Source organism: Kribbella steppae, assembly GCF_004342025.1.
GTDB classification, from domain to species: domain Bacteria; phylum Actinomycetota; class Actinomycetes; order Propionibacteriales; family Kribbellaceae; genus Kribbella; species Kribbella steppae.
This window is the reverse complement of the sequence record NZ_SLWN01000005.1, coordinates 237,405-255,338: the sequence shown is the minus strand read 5'-3', so window position 1 is coordinate 255,338 and position 17,934 is coordinate 237,405. Positions and strand designations below refer to the sequence as shown.

Genomic DNA, 17,934 nt, shown 5'->3' with positions numbered 1-17,934 from the left:
GACCTGGCAGGAAGTCCTCGAAGGAGCCGAGTACGCCGAGCGCACCGGATGGCATGGCGTGTGGAGGCCTGCCAGGTCATCAAGGGCTTGCTGACCGAGGAGCGGACAACCTTCGACGGCACCTACTACCAGCTCGAGAACGCGCCGCTGGAGCCGAAGCCGGCCAAGCTGCCGATCATGATCGGGGCGGCCGGTGAAAAGGTTGCCTTGGGCATCGTTGCGAAGTACGCCGACGAGTGGAACCACTGGGGCCGGCCCGAGCTCGCCGCGCACAAGGGCACGGTCTTCGCCGAGCACTGCGCGAAGATCGGCAGGGATCCGAAGACGGTACGGCGATCCGCGCAGACCATGCTGGAGGTCGTCGTACCCGGAGACACCGAGGCGATCGAGCGCAAGGAGCGGCTCGAGGCGCGTGGCGGGCACGTGATCATGGGGTCGGCGCAGGAAGTGCTCGACGTGGTCGCGCAGTACCCGGCCGCCGGGATCGACGAGCTGCTCGTGCCGGACGCGTTCCTCGGCTCCGGCAACCGCCGCTTCGACGCTCTCGAACGTCTGCGGGAAGAAGTGCTAGCCAAGATCTAGCGTCGCGACGACCGGCCAGTGATCGCTCGGCAACCGTCCGCCCGGGCGAAAGTGGGACACGGCCGCGTCGACCACTTTCCAGTTCTCGGTAATCAGGATGTGGTCGATGCGGTCGTCGTCCTCCGCGCCGGTGAAGTCGTGCCAGCTGCCGCCGGCCTCGACCGGTACGGCGTTCCGCAGACCGGCCGAGGTCAATGCCTTCAGCGGTGGCGAGTCCGGTGTCGCATTCAGGTCGCCCATCACGATCCAGGGCAGCCCGCCGCCGACCCAGCGGGCGATCAGCCGCGACGACTGCAGTTGCGCGACTTCCCCGGCGTGGTCGTAGTGCGTGTTTGCAATGCCGATCGTCGTACCGTTCAGGTGCCGCAACCAGACCAGCGTCGCGATCCGGGTGAGGTCCGCATCCCAGCCCACCGATCCCGGCGTCCCCGGGTCGTCGGACAGCCAGCGCGTCTCGTGCGTCTCCACCTTCCAGTCGCCCGGCCGGACCAGGACGACCGAGTGCTCACCGGCGCTCATCCCGTCGTCCCGGCCGACGCCGACGATCTCGTACCGCGAGAACCGCCAGCGCAGGTACTCGAGCTGGTCGGGCAGCACTTCCTGCAGCCCGACCACGTCCGCGTCGAGTTCCTCGATCGCCGCCACGGTCGCATTCCGCCGCACCGGCCACGCGTTGTCGCCGTCCGGTGCCGAGGAGTTGCGGATGTTGAACGTGGCGACGCGAATCTTCATGGCGCCGATCCTGCCAAACCGTCCGCAGTCGACCCCGACCCGGTCGCACTCGAACCTGCCAGCCCCATCGCCCGGACCGCCGCCTCGAACCGCGGCCGGCTCGCCTCGATCGCCCGGTCCCGGCCCTGCGCCAGCAGGTCGTCGATCGCACCGGGGTCGGTCGCCAGGCGCGCGTACTCCTTCTGCAGCGGCTCGATCACGGCCAGCACGGCGTCCGCGACGTCCTGCTTCAACGAGCCGTACGACGAGTACGCCTTCGCCAGCTGGATAGGATCGCCGTCGGTGCAAGCGGCCAGGATCTCCAGCAGATTGGTGACCCCGGGCTTGGCGGCCTCGTCGTGGCGGACCTCGTTCTCGGAGTCCGTCACGGCCCGCATGATCTGCCGCCGGATCACGTCCGGCGGGTCGAGCAGCCGGATCGTGCCGACTGCGTTGTCGACATCGGACTTGCTCATCTTGGTGGTCGGATTGGCCAGGTCCTTGACCCTGGTCGCCAGCACTGCCTTCGCCAGCTGCGGTACGACGAAGGTCTCGCCGTACTCGCGGTTGAACCGGATCGCGATGTCCCGCGCCAGCTCGACGTGCTGGTCCTGGTCACCGCCGACCGGGACCTGTTCCGCGCCGTACAACAGGATGTCGGCGGCCATCAGGCACGGATAGGTGAACAGCGAGGCCCGGGTCATCGGCCGGCCGTTGCCCTTCTCCTTGTACTGGATCATCCGGGACAGCTCCCCGACGTACGACGTGCACTCCAGCAGGTAGGCGAGCTGGGCGTGCGCGGGGACGTCGGACTGGATGAACACTGTGCCGTCGGGGACTCCGGCCGCGAGCATCAGGGTCGCGAACTCCCGGGTCAGCGCGGCGAGTCTTCGTGGATCGTGTTTGGTCGTCATCGCGTGCAGGTTCGCGACGAAGTAGAACCCGTCGGGGTCCGTGAACCGGCGCAAGGCGCCGAGGTGGTTGCCCAGCGTCAGGCGGCCGGACGGCGTGATGCCGGATAGCGATGTCATCTCTCAATGCCCTTCGGTGTGTGGAAGCCCCACCGAGGACATGGAAAAGGCCGCCTCGGCGAGGCGGCCTCTCGGATGCACGTGAACAGGGAGCCGCCCTAGACGGCCCACCACAGCTGCAAGTTCGTGTTCACCCGACCAGAGTAGCCGGAGCGCGGGAGCCCGCGCCAGCCCGATTCACCGCTGGGTGAGGGCCTGGACGATCAGCTCGTTGCGGGCGTCCTGGCCGAGCGGGATCGAGGTGTGCACGCCGTCGCGGAGGTAGTTGGTCAGGCGGTACGGCTTGACCCACAACCACTCGGCCCAGCGGATGATCCGCAGGTTCGGGTACTTCTCCTGCGCGTCGTACAGCTGCATGTTGATCCAGGAACTGTTGCGCTGGTCGGCGAGTTGCACGGTCGCGGTCTGGGCCTTGCGGACGACCTGGAGGTTGGTCCAGAACAGGGTCCGGGTCGGGCCGACGATTCTCATCGCTCGGTCGACCTGGGCCGCGAACTTCGGCGGGTCGAAGATGTCGTTCGACCCGGACGCCATCAGGATCCGGCGCGGCAGCCCGTACGTCGACGCCCACTGCTGCAGTGCGTCGACCGCGCCGGACGTCGGTCGGCTCGCCCAGTTGTGCACGGCCATCTGACTGCCGTCGCGGCTCAGCAGCCGGGTCGCCAGTGACTTCCCGTCCTGGATGGCGATGCTGTCGCCGAACATGAACACCCCGTTGGTCTCGCGGGTGCGCTGGATCTGCGCCGCGGTCGAGATGGCTCGGGTCGTGTTGGTCCAGGAACCGAGTACGCCGGAACCGTAGGGCCCGCCGGGCGTCGCGGCGGACGCTTCGGTCGCGGTTGCAGTGGCGGCCACGGTCGAGGCAGCCACAGCGGCCCCCGCCGTGAAGATTTGCCGTCGATTGGGTCTCATTGAGCTCACAGGCTTCCTCACGGGACGGAACTGTGATGCCTGACGGCTACTCAGCGCAAGTCCGATGCTCAACGTTGCATGAAGTTGCCGCCGCCTGAGCGGGCCGCGCAGAGTACAGGACTAGACCGCCCTTGGTAACCCTCCGCAACCGAACGCGTCCGGATTTGCAGGTTCCTGCAAATTCTGTAACGCCTTGCAGTCCTGGCCCGATAGACCGGCTACAGGGCCACGTGTGACTCCCAGTAGCCATTCGATCGAACCGGTCGACCCGCCTGTGGGGGACGGTGCTCGACCAGCTCAGCAACCACGTGGGCGGTCCCTGCGGAAGCGGCCGGCGCGGCCTTGGAGGGGTGTCGCGCCGCCCGCTCCCACTCCTCCGTAAATCCGTTGCCGTCAGACCGGCTACGGCCCAGGGTGTTCCTCATGTGGCGGCTGGAGGTCGGAGTCGACCTGGCGCGGGAAGAGGAGCTCACCGATCGGCTGGTGGAGTTCAACAAGGCGCAGTCGGCGGTCGTGGCGGAGCGGTTCAGGCCGGCGAACCTGAAGTCCGAGCCGGTGCACGTGTTCGCCGTGGACGAGGCCGGTGCGCTGGTAGGCGGTTGCGCGGGCCGGGTCGAGCGAATCTGGTACTGGCTGACGGTCGACACGATGTGGGTGGATCCGGGATCTCGGCGGCGAGGTGTCGGGTCGGCGCTGCTTGCCGCCATCGAGGACGAGGGTCGGCGGCGCGGCTGCCGGTGGTCCGACGTGACGACGTTCGACTTCCAGGCGCCCGGCTTCTACCTGAATGCCGGCTACGTCGAGTACGGCGTGAAGCGCGACTACCCGCCGGGACACTCGAATCATCTGCTGCGTAAGGACTTGTGAGGATGGCCGTATGACGGTGAGTGTGCGGAGGCTGGGTGAGGACGACTGGGCCGCGTTGCGGGAGGTGCGCCTGCGGGCCTTGCTGGACGCGCCGGAGTCGTTCTACACCACCTACCAGGACTCGGTTGCGTTGATGGAGGCCGACTGGCGCGCCCGGCTCCGCGCGACTGACAAGGTCACTCTGCTGGCCGAGGTCGACGACCACGCGGCGGGCATGGTCAGCGGCGTACCGGCCGGCGAAGAGGAACGCGATCCCGATGCCGCTCTGATGCTCGCGATGTGGGTATCCCCGGAGTCCCGCGGTCACGGCGTCGCGGACGCGCTCACCACCGAGCTCCTCACCTGGTCCCGCGAGCAGTCCTTCAAACGCCTGCTCCTCTGGGTGTACGACGCCGCGCCACGAGCAGCTGGCTTCTATCGCCGAGCCGGCTTCCTCCCCACCGGCCGCACCGAAACCTTCAACGACCCCAACCGACGACTCACCCTGATGTCCCAGACGCTGTAGGCACGAGACGCAATCCCTTTCGACTCACCCCGAACCCTCGGTCAGCCGCGCGATCATCGGCCCGGCGACCTCGAGCAACGCCTCCGGCGACGCGTCGAGCCCGTCCAGCTTCACCAGATGCCGCCCGACCACCATCCCCAGGATCAACGCGCCGGTCACACCGGAACGCAGTACGGCGTCCTCGCCCGGCAACTGCGCGGCCACCTGCCGCTGCTGCGCCGACATCGCCGCCCGCACCTCCGCCGCGGCATCCGGATGACTGAACATCGCACGCATCGCCGCCAGCGCTGCCGCCGGCTCCTCGGCCAGCTTCGCTGACAGCCCCGCCGTCAGCTGTACGGCGATCTCCTCCGGCGAGCCCTCGATCGGCCCGTCCGGCGGAATGGATGCTGCCTGGGCGAACAGCTTCTCCTTGGAACCGAAGTACCGCATCACCAGCCCGGCGTCGCTGCCAGCCGCCTCGGCGATCGCACGGATGGTGGTCCGGTCGTACCCGTGCTCCCCGAACAGCTGCCGCGCCGCCGCCAGGATCCGCTCTTCTGTCCGCCGCCGCTGCTCCACCCGAGTCGTCACGCCGTTCAGTCTACGCATGTTGACTCACTCCAGGTCGAAGCGTAGCTTCAGTCAACATACGTAGACTGAAAAGGAGTGGAGCATGACGCAAGCGCTGCTGCTGAGCTTCCTGGCGGGGCTGATGGGCACGAACGGGATCCCGCATTTCGTCCTCGGCATCACCGCCCGGGAGTACCCGAACCTGACCGGCAACTCGCCGGTCCGCAATGCGGTCGGCGGTGTGGGAGCGTTCGTCATCGCCGGACTGCTGGCGTTCTGGGCGCACATCGGCGACCACCCGCGGGCGGCCGCGATCGCTGCCCTGGTAGGCATCCTGGTGATGACGGTCTTCCATGCGCGGGGTGGTGCTTACCGGCTGAACGTCAGGTTCGGGAAACCCGTGCCGGAGCGGTGACGGCTAAGGTCGGGGGCATGAGTGGTGAGGCGATGCTGGTCTTCGACGACGGTTTGACGGCGTACGACTTCGGCCATGGCCACCCGATGAGTCCGATCCGGGTGGATCTGACGGTGCGGCTGGCCCGGGCGCTCGGCGTACTCGACCAACTGAAGGTCGTGCCGGCCCCGATCGCCGACGACGCGCTGATCGGGACCGTGCACACCGCCGAGTACATCGCCGCGGTCAGACGTGCGGGCGAGGATCCCGACCGGCCGGACCAGGTGCACGGCCTCGGCACCGAGGACACGTACTGCTTCCCGAACATGCACGAGGCGTCCGCGCACGTGGTCGGCGCCTCCGTCGAGGCGGCCCGGGCGGTGTGGGAGGGCGACGTACTGCACGCCGCCAACATCAGCGGCGGCCTGCACCACGCGATGCCTGCCGCAGCAAGCGGTTTCTGCGTCTACAACGATCCCGCCATCGCGATCCAGTGGCTGCTCGACCACGGCGCCGAGCGAGTCGCGTACGTCGACGTCGACGTGCACCACGGGGACGGCGTACAGACGGTGTTCTACGACGACCCGCGCGTGCTGACCGTGAGCCTGCACGAGTCGCCCACCACGCTGTTCCCCGGCACCGGGAGCGCGGGGGAGACCGGTGGACCGGGCGCGGAGGGTACGGCGGTCAACATTCCGCTGCCACCGGGGACGGGCGACGCCGGCTGGCTCCGGGCTTTCCATGCGATCGTGCCGGACGTGGTGAAGGCGTTCCGGCCGTCGGTTCTCGTCACCCAGCACGGGTGTGACTCGCATGTCGAGGATCCGCTGGCCCACTTGACGAAATCGGTCGACGGGCAGCGGGCGGCGTACCTGGCCCTGCACGACCTGGCACACGAGGTCGCCGGCGGCAAGTGGGTCGCGACCGGTGGCGGTGGGTACGCGATCATCGACGTCGTACCGCGGGCCTGGAGTCACCTGCTCGCGATCGTGGCGGGCGACCCGATCGACCCGCTGACGCCGGTGCCGGAGTCGTGGCGCGAGGACGTCCGGATCCGGTACGGGCGGACCGCGCCGCTGCGGATGACGGACGGCCGGGACGCCGCGTACGAGGACTGGTCGACCGGTTACAACCCGGACACCTGGCTGGATCGCTCGATCAAGGCCACCCGTGACATCAGCTTCCCCCTGCTTGGCCTGGACCCTTCCTACTAGTCACAGGAGTCCCCCTCTTTCCCATTCGTACCAACAGCCACTACGCTCAATACATGCACGGACGGAGGTGCCGGAGGGGAAGCCGGCGCACGATCCGTGCTGGAAGTGCGGTGCGCAATGGCATCAAAGAAGTCCGGTGGTGAGCAGCCGCTCGCCGAGGTGAAGTTCCTGACCGTGGCGGAGGTCGCCACGGCCATGCGCGTGTCCAAGATGACGGTGTACCGGTTGGTGCACTCCGGTGAGCTGCCCGCGGTGCGGGTGGGTCGTTCGTTCCGGGTCTCCGAGGACGCCGTGCATGACTACCTCAAGGGCGCATACTTTCAAGCCGGATAACCACGAGACGCGAGGCGGCCGGATCCCACGGGACCGGCCGCTTCGCTACGTCCGGAACAGTTCGCGCAGCGCGGCGCTGGCCTGCTTGACGGTCTCGTCCGGGATGCCTGCCCACAGCTCGTGGTGAGCGGCCGCGCTGGCCTGGACCGCGCGCTCGGCGAGCGTCTTGCCCTCGTCGGTGAGGCGGATCTGGGTACCGCGACCGTCGTCGGGATCGGGTTCGCGGACGACGAGACCGCGCCGGACCAGCTGGTTCGTCACGTTGCTGGTGCCGCCGGAGGACAGCAGCAGGCTGCGGCTCAGATCTGACGGCTTCTGCCGGTACGGCGCTCCGGACCGGCGCAGCGAGACGATGACGTCGAACTCCGCGGTGGTGAGCCCGAGATCGCGCAGCACCCGCCGGGTCGCCTCGTTCAGCTCGGCCGCGAGGATCATGACCCGCTTGGCCAGCTCACTCGTCGGGTAGAGCACCTCCGGCAACTCGCGTTGCCACGAAGCGATCAACCGATCCACCAGATCGCCGCTCTCGCCCACCGGACCTCCTTCCGTCCGTTGACAGTCTAGGTGTCTTTGGTGATAGCTTTCTATAAAGCTTTCTAATGAGGAGAACTGCATGCGGACGTTGCTGCGCGGTGGATTGGTGATCGACACCGAGCCGGAGGTGGTCGCTCGGCGGGAGACCGACGTACTGATCGAGGACGGGCGGATCGCGGCGGTCGGGCCGGGATTGATCGCGGATGTCGAGGCGGCCGGCGTCGAGGTGATCGACGCGACGGGGCGGATCGTGCTGCCGGGGTTCGTGGACACGCATCGGCATCTGTGGCAGACGGCGTTGCGCGGGGTGGCCGCCGACGGGAACCTCGGTCTGTACTTCGAGCGGGTGCTCGGCGGGTACGGTGTGCACTTCCGTGCGGAGGATGTTGCTGCAGGCAACCTCGTGGGTGCCCTGGAGTGCCTGAACGCCGGGATCACCACGGTGCAGGACTATTCACATGTGCAGTCGTCGGACGCGCACGCGGACGCCGCGCTGGATGCCTTGCAGGACAGTGGAATCCGGGCCGTCTTCGGCTATGGGCCGTCTCCGTTGAGCGGTGGCGCGGTGAGTCCGGACGGGATGCGGCGGATCATGGATCGGGCGTCGGAGCGGATCAGTCTCGCGGTGGCCGCGATCGGGCCGTCGTTCGCGCCGTTCGAGACCGTCCGCGCCGACTGGGAGTTGGCCGACTCGCTCGGGGTGCCGGTCGTGGTCCACATCAGCAGCAGTTCGCTCGCGGTGGACCCGATCGCCCGGCTGCGCGATGCCGGTCTGTTGCGGTCGAACACGCTGTACGTGCACGGCAACAACCTGCCGGACTCGGAGCTGAAACTGATCGCGGAGTCCGGCGCGGCGGTCTCGGTGACGCCGTCCGTCGAGGCACGGATGGAGATCGGCGAACCACTGGCCGGCCGGTTGCGCGCCGCCGGAGTGAATCTCAGCCTGGGGATCGACGTCGTGACCACCGCGGCCGGCGACATGTTCGCCGCGATGCGCGAACTCCTCGCCCTCGGCTACCAGACCTTCACGGCGGCCGACGTCCTGCGAATCGCCACCCTGGAAGGCGCTCGCGCCCTCGGCCTGACCGACGTCGGTTCGCTTGCTGTGGGCAACCAGGCCGATCTGGTGCTGTTGCGCCGTACGGATCTCAACCTGGTCGCGCACCTCGGCGACCCGATCGCGATCGTCGTCACCTCGGCTCATCCCGGCAACGTGGACTCAGTGTTCGTCGCGGGTACGGCGGTCAAGCGCGACGGCAACCTGGTCACCCCGGCGCTGCCTGGTGCGCTCGACGCTCTGGCCGAGTCCGCCGCCTATCTCGGCTCAGCGCTTCAGTAGGGCGCGAATGGCTGTCGTGATCTCCGCCGGGGACTCCTCGGCCATGAAGTGGCCTGCGGAAGTTGTCTCGTGGTGGAGATCGGTCGCCCAGGAGCGCCACAGGGCCTGAGCATCGAAGCCGAGGGCCGCGCCCCAATCTTGCTGGATCACGCTCGTCGGCATCCGCAGTTTGTTGCCTGCAGCAAGATCCTCCTGGTCGTGGGTGACGTCGATCGTCGCCGATGCGCGGTAGTCCGCCACGATCGAGGGGACGGCGGCCCGGCAGGCGTCCAGGTAGGTGGCGCGCACGTCGGCCGGGATCGCCTCGCTGTCTTTCGCCCAGAGAGTCAGGAAGTGGTCGAAGAAGGTGTCCGCGCTGGCGGCGATCATGATCTCGGCCAGGCCCGGTGGTTGCGCCATCAGGAACAGGTGGAAGCCGACGGCGGCGCTGGTTCCGTGCATCACGTCCCACATGTCGAGGGTCGGCAGTACGTCGAGGCACATGAGGTGCGTGATCACGTCCGGATGGTCGAGACCGGCCCGGAAGGCGACGAGTGCGCCGCGGTCGTGCCCGGCCAGGGCGAAGGTGGTGTGGCCGAGTTCCCGCGCCACCGCCACGATGTCGGCGGCCATCGTCCGCTTCGAGTAGTCGTCGGCGGGCTTGTCGCTCTCGCCGTAACCCCGCAGGTCGGGGCAGATGACGGTGTGGTCGGCGGCCAGGTCGGTAGCGACGTGGCGCCACATCAGGTGCGTCTGCGGGAACCCGTGCAGCAGGACGATCGGCGTACCGGAGCCGCCGACCGCGACGTTCAGCGAGACACCGCCCACGCCGGAGACGCGCTGGTAGTCGAATCCGTTGATCTTCATGGTTGTCAGCCTTCCGGACGCGGATGAGCAGTGGATGAGCGCTACGGTGGCCGGGTGGAATTCGGGGTGCTCGGGCCGGTGGTGGCCTGGGATGACGCCGGGCGGCCTGTCGCCCTGAAGGGTCCGCGGCATCGGGCGGTGCTGGCCCGGCTGATCGTTGCCCGAGGTCGCGTCGTACCGGCGACCCGGCTGGGCGACGATCTGTGGCTCGACCCACCTGATGGTGCGCTGGGCGCCGTACGGACCTTTGTGGCGTCGCTGCGGCGCGCGCTGGAACCAGACCGCGCGCCGCGTACGCCGGCCCGCCTGCTGGTGACCGAGGGCCCTGGCTATGCCTTGCGCACGGAGGCTGTTGACGCTTGGCGGTTCGAGAAGGCGGTAGCGGCCGCTTTGCCGGCGGGGGAGTTGTTGGCTGAGCTGTCGAAGGGGCTGGCGCTGTGGCGCGGTCCGGCGTACGCCGACTTCGCGGAGGAGGGCTGGGCGCAGGCAGAGCGGTCACGGCTCACTGAGCTGCGACTGCGAGCCGTGGAGCGGCAGGCCGAGGCTCAACTCGCGCTGGGCCTTGCAGCTGAGGCTGTGCCCGAGTTGGACGCGCATGTGACCGAGCATCCGTGGCGTGAGGAGGCTTGGCGGTTGCTGGCGCTCGCGCTCTACCGGACTGGTCGTCAGGGCGATGCTCTGGCGGTACTGCGTCGTGCCCGCTCGATGCTGGTCGAACAACTCGGTGTGGACCCGGGTACTGCGTTGAGTCGCTTGGAGACCGACATACTCAACCAGGCCGATCACTTGGAACCTGTCTCGGCAGGACGAGTGTGGGAGGAGGCGGCCGCGGCGTACGACCGGACTGTTGGGGCAGGCGCTCGTGCGCGGCTGGAGTCGACGGTGGGCTTGCTGCGCAACCTCGCGGTGACAGGAGGCGGTGGGCTCGAGGCTGCACGTCGCCACCGACTTGCAGCGGTCCTTGCGGCCGAGGAGCTTGGGGATCCTGATCTGACCGCGAGAGTTATCGGTGCGTACGACGTACCGGCGATCTGGACTCGGTCGGACGACGAGGTGCAGGCTGCTGCGATTGTTGCGGCGGCTGAGCGTGCGCTGCGAACACAGCAGCACCCAGCGACCCGGGCTCGACTGCTGGCAACGATCGCGCTCGAGTCGCGCGGGTCGCGGGAACCGCGTGCGGCGGAGGCGGCGCGTGAGGCGGAGGAGATCGCCCGTGGGTTGGACGATCCGGCGTTGCTCGCGTTCGCGCTGAACGGTGTCTTCATGCAGACCTGCGACCGCGCCGGCCTTGCTCCACAGAGGGATGCGATCGGGGAGGAGTTGGTCGACCTGTCGGAGCGGCACGGGCTCTTCACCTATGAGGTCCTTGGTCATCTGATTCGTCTGCAGGCTCTCAGTGCCCTCGGCGACTTCAGTGCTGCGGACCACCACGCAACGGCGGCAGACGCGCTGGCCGCCCGTCATGAGCTCCCATTGGTTGGTGTCTTCACGCACTGGTACCGGGCAATGCTTGAGGACACAGAACCGGGCTACCGCAAGGCAGCCGTCCTGTTGGAAGGCGCCGGCATGCCGGGGTTGCAACAAGGCCTGCTGCCGCTAGCACTTGCCTGTCACCACGTGCGGCACGGTCTGCCCGTGCCTGACGCCGACTACGGGCCATATGAGCCGTGGACTCGCCCACTCGTGCTGCTGGCACAGAACCGCATGGCTGAGGCAGGCGCCGCTCTGCAGGTCACCCCTGAGCCTCCGCCGGGCCTCATGCTGGAAGCACTCTGGTGCCTGACGGCCCACGCAGCCAGGGCGCTCGACCACCAGCAGTCACTGGCCCGTACCCGAGCCGCGCTGGCACCTGCCGCAACAGAACAAGCCGCCGGCTCAGCCCTCCTCACCCTCGGCCCCATCGCTCCCCACCTGGACGGGCCCCGGCTGCGTTAGAAGTCGTCCGGGGAGCCGGTCTCGGACTTGCGGTCGGCGGCGACGCGTAGCTCGTGGTGGGACTGATGAGCCGTGGTCCGGTAGGCCTCGTCGTGTGCTGCGATCGCGCCGGCCAGCGCCGAGCCGTGACCACGTCCCTTCGCCCAGGTGGCGAACCAGGTCAGCCCAGCCAGCACCGCGACGAGTCCGCCGAGAAACACCAGGTAGGCCATGCGATCAGGCTACCCAGCGACCGAAGTCAACGCTCACAGGAAGCTCCCAGAGTGCTCACAGGGCGGTCGCAGTACGGACCATCAGGATTGAGTCATCGCCGGGGACGAGTCCCGGCCCCAGACTTCCAGGGAGCACCTGATGCGCACGAAGATCGTGAAGACCGTTGCCGCCGGCACCATCGTCAGCCTGGGCCTCGCCGCCGTCGCCTTCACCCCGGCCGCCTACGCGACCACCACGTCCGACCAGACCACTGCCCACGTCACCACTGCCCCACACCTGGCCGTCCTCACCGACCCCATCATCCAAATCCCCACCCGCAAGGCCGCATGACGCCGTACCGGACACTGGGTGCATGACGGTCGAGGTGGTCGGTGACGGGCTGGTGCTGCGCGAGTGGGAGCAGGCTGACGCGCCCGCGATGGTGGAGTTGTTCGACGACCCGGAGGTGGCGTACTGGACGCCGCTGAAGTCGCCCTTCGATCTGGCGGTGGCGCAGGAGTACGTCGAGAACGCGATCGCCGCCGACGGGCGGATCCAGCTCGCGATCACCACGGACGGGACGACGCCGCTCGGCGAGGTCCTGCTGAACCTGAAGAACGGCACGCTCGGGTACGCGATCGGGCCGGCGCATCGCGGGCAGCGCCTTGGGGCGCGGGCACTGACCCTCCTGACCGCCTATGCGCACGAGACGGCCGGCTTGGCGCGGGTGATTCTCGAGATCGAGCCGGACAACGCGGCAAGCTCAGCGGTGGCGCGCGCCGCGGGCTATCGGCTGACGGACCTGCCGCCGACGCCGGTTGTGGACAAGGGACGTGAGCTGACGTTGCTCACCTGGGAGCACCTCGCCTAGCGCGGAAGGCCAGTGAGTGCGGGACGCCGGTGTCGCCCGGTTCCTCGAAGCGGTCGAGGATGAGGCCGGTCGTAAGGAGCGCGTTCAGGTACTCGGCGAGCGGGACGTGGCTCATGCCGACGCGGCGGCGGATGCCGTCGTCGCCCCACCACGGCGACTCCTCGTGCCAGCCCGCCTGGCGATAGCTGGGGTGGATGAGCTTGCTGCCGTCCTCTTCGTAGACGACATGCGGGCCGTTGAAACAGGGATGTACGCCGTACGTCACCAGCACACCGCCCGGACGCAGTACCCGGGCTGCCTCGCGCAGGACCTTGCCGAAGTCGTCGACGTCGGTGGAGATCCACATCACCATCGCGGTGTCGAAGGACGCGTCGGCGAACGGCAGCACGGCGGCGTCGGCGACCATCAACGGGCCGTCGGTGCGGGTACGGGCCACTCGGAGCTGGTCTGCGGAGTAGTCCACGCCGACGACGCTGCGGCCGGTCGCGCGGATGGTCTCGAAGTTGCGCCCGGTACCGCAGCCGATGTCCAGGCAGGGGCCGGATCCGGGGCCGAGAAGGTCGAGAAGCCCGGGCTGATGCGGCTCCGCGCCGGCCACGAACCGTTCCTCGTACCAGTCGGCCAGACCGTCGTACCGAGCCGTCGAACCGGTGGTCATCCATGCCTCCCCAGGTCAGCGCCCAGTCTACCGATCTGCCCGCTTTAGGTCGGGAAGACGACCTGCGGGTAAGCTTTGCCGACGTTCTCTTTAGGTTTGGAAGGTCCACTGTGGGTTCTGTTATCAAGAAGCGCCGTAAGCGTATGGCGAAGAAGAAGCACCGCAAGCTGCTGAAGAAGACGCGGGTGCAGCGCCGCAAGCTCGGCAAGTAAGCAGTTCCCGCCGCGTCGGGGTCCGGCGCGGTGTTCTATGGGGTTGCTGTCTGGCTGGGGGTCTCTCGTGGCACAGGTAGTAATGGTGACCGGCGTCTCCCGGGACGCCGGTGCTCGGTGTGCGCGCAGACTGGCCGACGACCCGTCGATCGGCACGGTGCTCGGCATCGACGTGGTTCCGCCACGTGCCGAGCTGGGCCGGGTCCGGTTCGTCCGGGCCGACATCCGCAACCCCGTGATCGCGAAGGTGATCGCCGCCGAGGACGTCGATACGGTCGTCCACACCGGCGTCGTGGCCACCCCGGGCAGTGCCGGCGGCCGGTCGTCGATGAAGGAGATCAACGTCATCGGCACCATGCAGCTGCTCGCCGCCTGTCAGAAGGCGCCCGGAGTGGCCAAGCTGGTGGTGAAGTCGTCGACCACCGTGTACGGCGCGGGTCCGCGGGACCCGGCCATGTTCACCGAGGAGATGGCGCCGCGGGCGATCCATCAGACCGGGCTGAGCAAGGACGCGGTCGAGGTCGAGGGGTACGTGCGCGGGTTCGCCCGGCGCCGGCCCGACGTCTGCGTGTCCACCCTCCGGATGGCGAACTGGATCGGCCCCAAGACCGACTCCCCGATCACCCGGTACTTCTCCATGCCCGTGATCCCGACGGTCTTCGGGTACGACGCCCGCCTCCAGTTCCTGCACGAGGACGACGGCGTCGAGGCGATCCACCACGCCACCGTCAACGACCTCCCCGGGACCTTCAACCTGGCCGGTGACGGGATCCTCGCGCTGTCCCAGGCGATCCGCCGGCTCGGGCGGCCGGCCCTGCGGCTGCCCCCGTTCACCGCCTCCAGCACGGCGGCCGCCGTACGGCGAGCCCGGCTGGCGGACTTCGCGCCGGACCAGATCACGTTCCTGACCTACGGGCGCGCGGTGGACACGACGCGGATGCGGACCGAGTTCGGGTTCGAGCCGACGTACACGACCGCCGCCGCCTTCGATGCCTTCCGCGACTCGCTCGGGCCGGGCCCCGTGTCCCAGGCTTCCCACCTGCTCAGCGCCGGACTGGGGGCATTGCGTGGCTGACGCTGACGTGATCCCGATCGGTTCTGGCGGTCGCCCGGGTCGCGGCAGCGGCCGTCGTACGACGCCATCCGCTGCTGCGCGCGCACTCGCCGGGCGAGGCGTCGGCCGGTCGGCCACGAAGCGGAAGAAGCCTGCGAGCAGTCAGGCTGCAGAGGTGCCCGTCGAGCCGGTCGTCGACGATATTCCTGCGGTCGAGGCCGCGGCCGGTCTCGACTTCGCCGGGCTCGAGCGGGTGGTGCGGGAGCTGTTCGGCGAGGAGGGGGAGCGGCGGGTCGCGGAGTGGCTCGCGTTCCTGCGGCGGCGGTTGAGCGGGGTGTACGAGGTCGACGAGTTCGGCTACGACTCGGACCTGACCGACCAGGTGTTGCTGCCACTGCTGCGGCCGATGGCGGAGAAGTGGTTCCGGGTCGAGGTTCGCGGGGTGGAGAACATCCCGGACACCGGTGGCGCGCTGATCGTCGCGAACCACTCCGGGACGATGCCGCTGGACGGGCTCGTCACCCAGTTGATCGTCGCGGACCACGCGCACCGACCGTTGCGGACGCTGGCGGCCGACCTGGTGTTCCAGACGCCGTTCGTGGGCGAGCTGGCGCGTAAGGGCGGCGCGACGCTGGCGAGTAACGATGACGCCGAGCGGCTGCTCGGCCGGGGCGACCTGGTCGGCGTGTGGCCGGAGGGGTTCAAGGGGATCGGGAAGCCGTTCAGCGAGCGGTACAAGCTGCAGCGGTTCGGCCGGGGCGGCTTCGTCAGTGCGGCGATGCGGACGGGTGTACCGATCGTTCCGTGCTCGATCGTCGGCGCCGAGGAGATCTATCCGCTGGTCGGGAACATCGCGTCGCTGGCCCGGCTGCTGGGCGTCCCGTACATCCCGATCACACCGTTCTTCCCGCTGCTCGGACCGCTCGGGCTGATCCCGCTGCCGTCCAAGTGGCTGATCGAGTTCGGCGAGCCGATCCGCACCGACGACTTCGCCGACGGTGCCCCGGACGACCCGATGCTCGTCTTCAACGTCACCGACCAGGTCCGCGAAACCATCCAGCAGACCCTGTACGCCCTCCTCATGCAACGCCGCAGCGTCTTCTTCTGACCCGGCGGCAAAAGTGAAGCCCGGCGCGGGTTCGCGCCGGGCTTCGGTGGTGTCAGGGACCTACTTCCAGGGTGGAAGGAGGGTCTGGATGACGCCGGGGAGGTTGATGATCGGGGTGCTCGGCAGAGACAGCGTCGGGAACGGCCATGGCCACGACGTTGTGCCTGGGGTGGGCAGGGTCGGGACGACCGTCGGGGTCGACGTCGAGTTGGAGGTCGACGACGACGGCTTCGGCGGCGTCTTCAGACTCGGTGGAGGAGTGTTGGGCTCCTGCACGATCGTCGTGTTCGGCAGCTGGCTCGGCGACGTACTCGGCTTGACGCTCGCACCCGTGGTCGGCTTGCTGGACGGGGCCGCACTCGGACCACCGTTGACCGGGTCGCTCGGCTCGCTGCCGTTGTACGGCGAGGCGGGCTGGTTGCCGCCCTTGGCCGGCTTCGGCGCATCGCACTTCGGGCAGGCGGCCGAGGTGTGCTGGGCCAGCTGCTCGATGGTGGCGAGCGCCTCGACGGCGGACTTCAGCGATTCCGGCGGCAGTTTCGGTGCGAGCTCACCAAGAGCCTGGCGGGCGCTGGTGATGAACCCCGTGACCGCCGTGATCGAACTGGCGTCGCCATCCTGCTGGTACGACGCGACCAGCCGGGACACACCCTTACGGGACTGTGCCGAGAAGTCGTCGAGGGTGGAGTTGATCGTGCCCACGTTGCCGCCGGACTCGGCCAGCGCGCGGACTTCGGACAGGCGGGTCATCGCGTGCTCGAGATCGCGCCGGCCGCGGGAGTCGTCGCCGACCCCGACATTGGTGGCGACGTTCTCGATGCCTCGCTTCATCCCGTACAAGGTGTCACCGGGCATCGCCTGCTGAGCGGCGGCGGCAGAACCGATGCCACCTCCGAGCAGGACGAGCGCGGCGGTACTGGCCACGAGCCGGATGCGCCGGCCGTGACGATGGCGGATATCTGTCACGGACGCGTCGACGTCCTCGCGGGTCGGCGGGTCGTCCGAATCGTCCGGAGTGCTGCGCACCATTGTCGGAGTCGTCGTTGCCGCCCGGGCCGCCGCCTGCTCCAGCAGGCGATGACGCAGTTCGGCACTGAACTCCGGTCGCGGTGCCACTGCGCCGGCGGTCCTCAGCCGTCCGACCAGTTCCACAGCTTCCATCAGCTCGGGGTCATCGCTCAGTCGCGAAGAGTGACGGGGCCCGTGATCGACGGCGTGCGCGAAAGTCTCCGCGCGCGCTCGAGCCCTGTGTAGGTCACTCATGAGTTCTCGTTCTCCTCAATGGCCAGTCGGGGTCACCGACAGGTCCTCATCAGGCAAACGAGGAAACTCCCTGACGGGTTACGAAAGACATTCGTTGTCATCCGCCTCATCTCAAGTCCTTGGGGATAACCTTCGCCAAGTGCCTTACGGCCCTCAGTTGCAGTTGCTTGACGGCGCCTTCGGACTTCTCCAGCGCCTTGGCCGTTTCCGCGATCGACAGACCGGCGAAGAATCTCATCGTCAGGCAGTCGCGCTGCTCGTCGGGCAAGTTCGCGACGGCGTCCCGCAGCACCTCGGCGGTGGCGGCGGCCAGTACGTCGACCTCCGGCCCCTCGGTCTGCCGGTCGTGCGTCTCGATCTCGTCCGTGACCACTTCCAGCCGGACCCGGCCGGACTTGTAGTGGTCGGTGATCAGGTTCCGGGCGATCGTCACCAGCCAGGCGCCGAAGTCCCGGCCCTGCCAGCGGAACGAGTCCAGCGCCCGTAGCGCCCGGACGAACGTCTCGCTGGTCAGGTCCTCGGCGAGTGCCGAGGACGACACCCGTGCGTAGATGTAGCGATAGACGGTGAGCGAGTACTCGTCGTAGAGCTCACCGAAGGCACCGACGTCCCCGGCCTGGGCGCGATCGACGAGCTCTGCACGTCTCATCCCGTCCGGGCTTGGCTCCGGCGTCGTCAAGATTTCTCCCCGTTCAACTGACACGTCGTCTGACACATCCGCGAATGGCCACAGCGGCTGAGACAGCACCGAGCGTTACGCTTCGGGCACCCGCTGTCAACAGTCCGAGGCGTGCCGCCTTCCGTCCGGTCCGATCGTCACG

Annotated in this window: 23 protein-coding genes; 13 read left to right on the top strand and 10 right to left on the bottom strand. The window is 68.4% G+C overall.

Annotated features, from left to right (window positions below; genetic code table 11):
• Positions 1 to 48 precede the first annotated feature (48 nt).
• Positions 49 to 582: an LLM class flavin-dependent oxidoreductase gene (locus EV652_RS16055; RefSeq protein WP_242001803.1), complete on the top strand. Its 534-nt coding sequence runs from the start codon at positions 49 to 51 to the stop codon at positions 580 to 582.
• On the opposite strand, the gene EV652_RS16050 is transcribed toward EV652_RS16055, so the two are convergent.
• From EV652_RS16050 to EV652_RS16040, 3 genes are all read right to left on the bottom strand, one after another.
• Complete coding sequence (locus EV652_RS16050; protein WP_132209930.1) at positions 568 to 1,314, bottom strand: endonuclease/exonuclease/phosphatase family protein; 747 nt, start codon at positions 1,312 to 1,314, stop codon at positions 568 to 570. The genes EV652_RS16055 and EV652_RS16050 overlap by 15 nt on opposite strands.
• On the bottom strand, positions 1,311 to 2,324 hold the full coding sequence (trpS, locus tag EV652_RS16045) for a tryptophan--tRNA ligase (protein WP_132209929.1): 1,014 nt from the start codon (positions 2,322 to 2,324) through the stop codon (positions 1,311 to 1,313). Before trpS ends, EV652_RS16050 begins: the two co-directional genes overlap by 4 nt.
• Before the next feature lie 177 nt (positions 2,325 to 2,501).
• The gene (locus tag EV652_RS16040) at positions 2,502 to 3,194 is read right to left on the bottom strand and encodes an SGNH/GDSL hydrolase family protein (RefSeq protein ID WP_242001802.1); all 693 of its coding nucleotides are present in this window, start codon (positions 3,192 to 3,194) and stop codon (positions 2,502 to 2,504) included.
• Between the two features lie 465 nt (positions 3,195 to 3,659).
• On the opposite strand from EV652_RS16040, the gene EV652_RS16035 reads away from it, so the two are divergent.
• Positions 3,660 to 4,103 carry a GNAT family N-acetyltransferase gene (locus EV652_RS16035; protein ID WP_132209928.1) on the top strand — a complete coding sequence of 148 codons (444 nt, stop codon included), beginning with the start codon at positions 3,660 to 3,662 and terminating at the stop codon, positions 4,101 to 4,103.
• Between the two features lie 10 nt (positions 4,104 to 4,113).
• Entirely contained in the window at positions 4,114 to 4,608 is a 495-nt protein-coding gene (locus EV652_RS16030) for a GNAT family N-acetyltransferase (RefSeq protein ID WP_132209927.1), read from the top strand.
• A gap of 24 nt (positions 4,609 to 4,632) precedes the next feature.
• Here the strand turns inward: EV652_RS16030 and EV652_RS16025 are convergent, their stop codons facing one another.
• Entirely contained in the window at positions 4,633 to 5,181 is a 549-nt protein-coding gene (locus tag EV652_RS16025; protein ID WP_199238213.1) for a TetR/AcrR family transcriptional regulator, read from the bottom strand.
• Positions 5,182 to 5,263: 82 nt separating this feature from the next.
• Between EV652_RS16025 and EV652_RS16020 the strand changes: the two genes are divergently transcribed.
• The 3 genes from EV652_RS16020 to EV652_RS16010 all read left to right on the top strand — a co-directional run bounded on the left by EV652_RS16020 (position 5,264) and on the right by EV652_RS16010 (position 7,101).
• Positions 5,264 to 5,575, top strand: a complete 312-nt coding sequence (locus EV652_RS16020) for a hypothetical protein (RefSeq protein ID WP_132209925.1) — start codon at positions 5,264 to 5,266, stop codon at positions 5,573 to 5,575.
• Positions 5,576 to 5,592: 17 nt separating this feature from the next.
• Positions 5,593 to 6,768: an acetoin utilization protein AcuC gene (locus tag EV652_RS16015; protein ID WP_132209924.1), complete on the top strand. Its 1,176-nt coding sequence runs from the start codon at positions 5,593 to 5,595 to the stop codon at positions 6,766 to 6,768.
• A gap of 117 nt (positions 6,769 to 6,885) precedes the next feature.
• On the top strand, positions 6,886 to 7,101 hold the full coding sequence (locus EV652_RS16010) for a helix-turn-helix domain-containing protein (RefSeq protein ID WP_132209923.1): 216 nt from the start codon (positions 6,886 to 6,888) through the stop codon (positions 7,099 to 7,101).
• Between the two features lie 45 nt (positions 7,102 to 7,146).
• Here the strand turns inward: EV652_RS16010 and EV652_RS16005 are convergent, their stop codons facing one another.
• Complete coding sequence (locus EV652_RS16005) at positions 7,147 to 7,635, bottom strand: MarR family winged helix-turn-helix transcriptional regulator (protein WP_242001801.1); 489 nt, start codon at positions 7,633 to 7,635, stop codon at positions 7,147 to 7,149.
• A gap of 79 nt (positions 7,636 to 7,714) precedes the next feature.
• On the opposite strand from EV652_RS16005, the gene EV652_RS16000 reads away from it, so the two are divergent.
• Positions 7,715 to 8,974, top strand: a complete 1,260-nt coding sequence (locus tag EV652_RS16000; protein WP_132209922.1) for an amidohydrolase family protein — start codon at positions 7,715 to 7,717, stop codon at positions 8,972 to 8,974.
• Here EV652_RS16000 and EV652_RS15995 read toward each other — a convergent pair.
• Positions 8,960 to 9,820, bottom strand: a complete 861-nt coding sequence (locus EV652_RS15995) for an alpha/beta fold hydrolase (RefSeq protein WP_132209921.1) — start codon at positions 9,818 to 9,820, stop codon at positions 8,960 to 8,962. The two genes, EV652_RS16000 and EV652_RS15995, sit on opposite strands and share 15 nt — an antisense overlap.
• Positions 9,821 to 9,874: 54 nt before the next feature.
• Here EV652_RS15995 and EV652_RS15990 point away from each other — a divergent pair, with 54 nt between their 5' ends.
• Positions 9,875 to 11,755, top strand: coding sequence for an AfsR/SARP family transcriptional regulator (locus tag EV652_RS15990; protein ID WP_132209920.1), 1,881 nt, complete (start codon positions 9,875 to 9,877; stop codon positions 11,753 to 11,755).
• Here the strand turns inward: EV652_RS15990 and EV652_RS15985 are convergent.
• Positions 11,752 to 11,967, bottom strand: coding sequence for a hypothetical protein (locus tag EV652_RS15985; RefSeq protein ID WP_132209919.1), 216 nt, complete (start codon positions 11,965 to 11,967; stop codon positions 11,752 to 11,754). The two genes, EV652_RS15990 and EV652_RS15985, sit on opposite strands and share 4 nt — an antisense overlap.
• A 139-nt stretch (positions 11,968 to 12,106) precedes the next feature.
• Between EV652_RS15985 and EV652_RS15980 the strand changes: the two genes are divergently transcribed.
• Together EV652_RS15980 and EV652_RS15975 are read left to right on the top strand one after the other, a co-directional pair.
• Positions 12,107 to 12,298 carry a hypothetical protein gene (locus EV652_RS15980; RefSeq protein WP_132209918.1) on the top strand — a complete coding sequence of 64 codons (192 nt, stop codon included), beginning with the start codon at positions 12,107 to 12,109 and terminating at the stop codon, positions 12,296 to 12,298.
• A 22-nt stretch (positions 12,299 to 12,320) separates the two neighbouring features.
• A complete protein-coding gene (locus tag EV652_RS15975) occupies positions 12,321 to 12,818 on the top strand; it encodes a GNAT family N-acetyltransferase (protein ID WP_132209917.1) in 498 nt (165 codons plus the stop codon).
• Here EV652_RS15975 and EV652_RS15970 read toward each other — a convergent pair.
• Positions 12,796 to 13,476: a class I SAM-dependent methyltransferase gene (locus EV652_RS15970; protein ID WP_132209916.1), complete on the bottom strand. Its 681-nt coding sequence runs from the start codon at positions 13,474 to 13,476 to the stop codon at positions 12,796 to 12,798. The two genes, EV652_RS15975 and EV652_RS15970, sit on opposite strands and share 23 nt — an antisense overlap.
• Before the next feature lie 110 nt (positions 13,477 to 13,586).
• Here EV652_RS15970 and EV652_RS15965 point away from each other — a divergent pair, with 110 nt between their 5' ends.
• The 3 genes from EV652_RS15965 (at position 13,587) to EV652_RS15955 (ending at position 15,850) form a co-directional block, all read left to right on the top strand.
• The gene (locus tag EV652_RS15965; protein WP_008356322.1) at positions 13,587 to 13,688 is read left to right on the top strand and encodes a 30S ribosomal protein bS22; all 102 of its coding nucleotides are present in this window, start codon (positions 13,587 to 13,589) and stop codon (positions 13,686 to 13,688) included.
• A 67-nt stretch (positions 13,689 to 13,755) separates the two neighbouring features.
• The gene (locus EV652_RS15960; RefSeq protein ID WP_242001800.1) at positions 13,756 to 14,763 is read left to right on the top strand and encodes an NAD-dependent epimerase/dehydratase family protein; all 1,008 of its coding nucleotides are present in this window, start codon (positions 13,756 to 13,758) and stop codon (positions 14,761 to 14,763) included.
• Positions 14,756 to 15,850: a lysophospholipid acyltransferase family protein gene (locus EV652_RS15955; RefSeq protein WP_199238211.1), complete on the top strand. Its 1,095-nt coding sequence runs from the start codon at positions 14,756 to 14,758 to the stop codon at positions 15,848 to 15,850. Before EV652_RS15960 ends, EV652_RS15955 begins: the two co-directional genes overlap by 8 nt.
• 60 nt (positions 15,851 to 15,910) lie before the next feature.
• On the opposite strand, the gene EV652_RS15950 is transcribed toward EV652_RS15955, so the two are convergent.
• Together EV652_RS15950 and EV652_RS15945 are read right to left on the bottom strand one after the other, a co-directional pair.
• On the bottom strand, positions 15,911 to 17,011 hold the full coding sequence (locus EV652_RS15950) for a DUF5667 domain-containing protein (protein WP_242001799.1): 1,101 nt from the start codon (positions 17,009 to 17,011) through the stop codon (positions 15,911 to 15,913).
• 208 nt (positions 17,012 to 17,219) lie between these two features.
• Entirely contained in the window at positions 17,220 to 17,762 is a 543-nt protein-coding gene (locus EV652_RS15945) for a sigma-70 family RNA polymerase sigma factor (RefSeq protein WP_132209913.1), read from the bottom strand.
• Positions 17,763 to 17,934: the final 172 nt, after the last annotated feature.

Coding starts and splice junctions, on each gene's coding strand:
- EV652_RS16055 (WP_242001803.1), top strand. CDS start 49: ATGGCATGGCGTGTGGAGGCCTGCCAGGTCATCAAGGGCTTGCTGACC.
- EV652_RS16050 (WP_132209930.1), bottom strand. CDS start 1,314: ATGAAGATTCGCGTCGCCACGTTCAACATCCGCAACTCCTCGGCACCG.
- trpS (WP_132209929.1), bottom strand. CDS start 2,324: ATGACATCGCTATCCGGCATCACGCCGTCCGGCCGCCTGACGCTGGGC.
- EV652_RS16035 (WP_132209928.1), top strand. CDS start 3,660: ATGTGGCGGCTGGAGGTCGGAGTCGACCTGGCGCGGGAAGAGGAGCTC.
- EV652_RS16030 (WP_132209927.1), top strand. CDS start 4,114: ATGACGGTGAGTGTGCGGAGGCTGGGTGAGGACGACTGGGCCGCGTTG.
- EV652_RS16020 (WP_132209925.1), top strand. CDS start 5,264: ATGACGCAAGCGCTGCTGCTGAGCTTCCTGGCGGGGCTGATGGGCACG.
- EV652_RS16015 (WP_132209924.1), top strand. CDS start 5,593: ATGAGTGGTGAGGCGATGCTGGTCTTCGACGACGGTTTGACGGCGTAC.
- EV652_RS16010 (WP_132209923.1), top strand. CDS start 6,886: ATGGCATCAAAGAAGTCCGGTGGTGAGCAGCCGCTCGCCGAGGTGAAG.
- EV652_RS16000 (WP_132209922.1), top strand. CDS start 7,715: ATGCGGACGTTGCTGCGCGGTGGATTGGTGATCGACACCGAGCCGGAG.
- EV652_RS15995 (WP_132209921.1), bottom strand. CDS start 9,820: ATGAAGATCAACGGATTCGACTACCAGCGCGTCTCCGGCGTGGGCGGT.
- EV652_RS15985 (WP_132209919.1), bottom strand. CDS start 11,967: ATGGCCTACCTGGTGTTTCTCGGCGGACTCGTCGCGGTGCTGGCTGGG.
- EV652_RS15980 (WP_132209918.1), top strand. CDS start 12,107: ATGCGCACGAAGATCGTGAAGACCGTTGCCGCCGGCACCATCGTCAGC.
- EV652_RS15975 (WP_132209917.1), top strand. CDS start 12,321: ATGACGGTCGAGGTGGTCGGTGACGGGCTGGTGCTGCGCGAGTGGGAG.
- EV652_RS15970 (WP_132209916.1), bottom strand. CDS start 13,476: ATGACCACCGGTTCGACGGCTCGGTACGACGGTCTGGCCGACTGGTAC.
- EV652_RS15950 (WP_242001799.1), bottom strand. CDS start 17,011: ATGGAAGCTGTGGAACTGGTCGGACGGCTGAGGACCGCCGGCGCAGTG.
- EV652_RS15945 (WP_132209913.1), bottom strand. CDS start 17,762: ATGAGACGTGCAGAGCTCGTCGATCGCGCCCAGGCCGGGGACGTCGGT.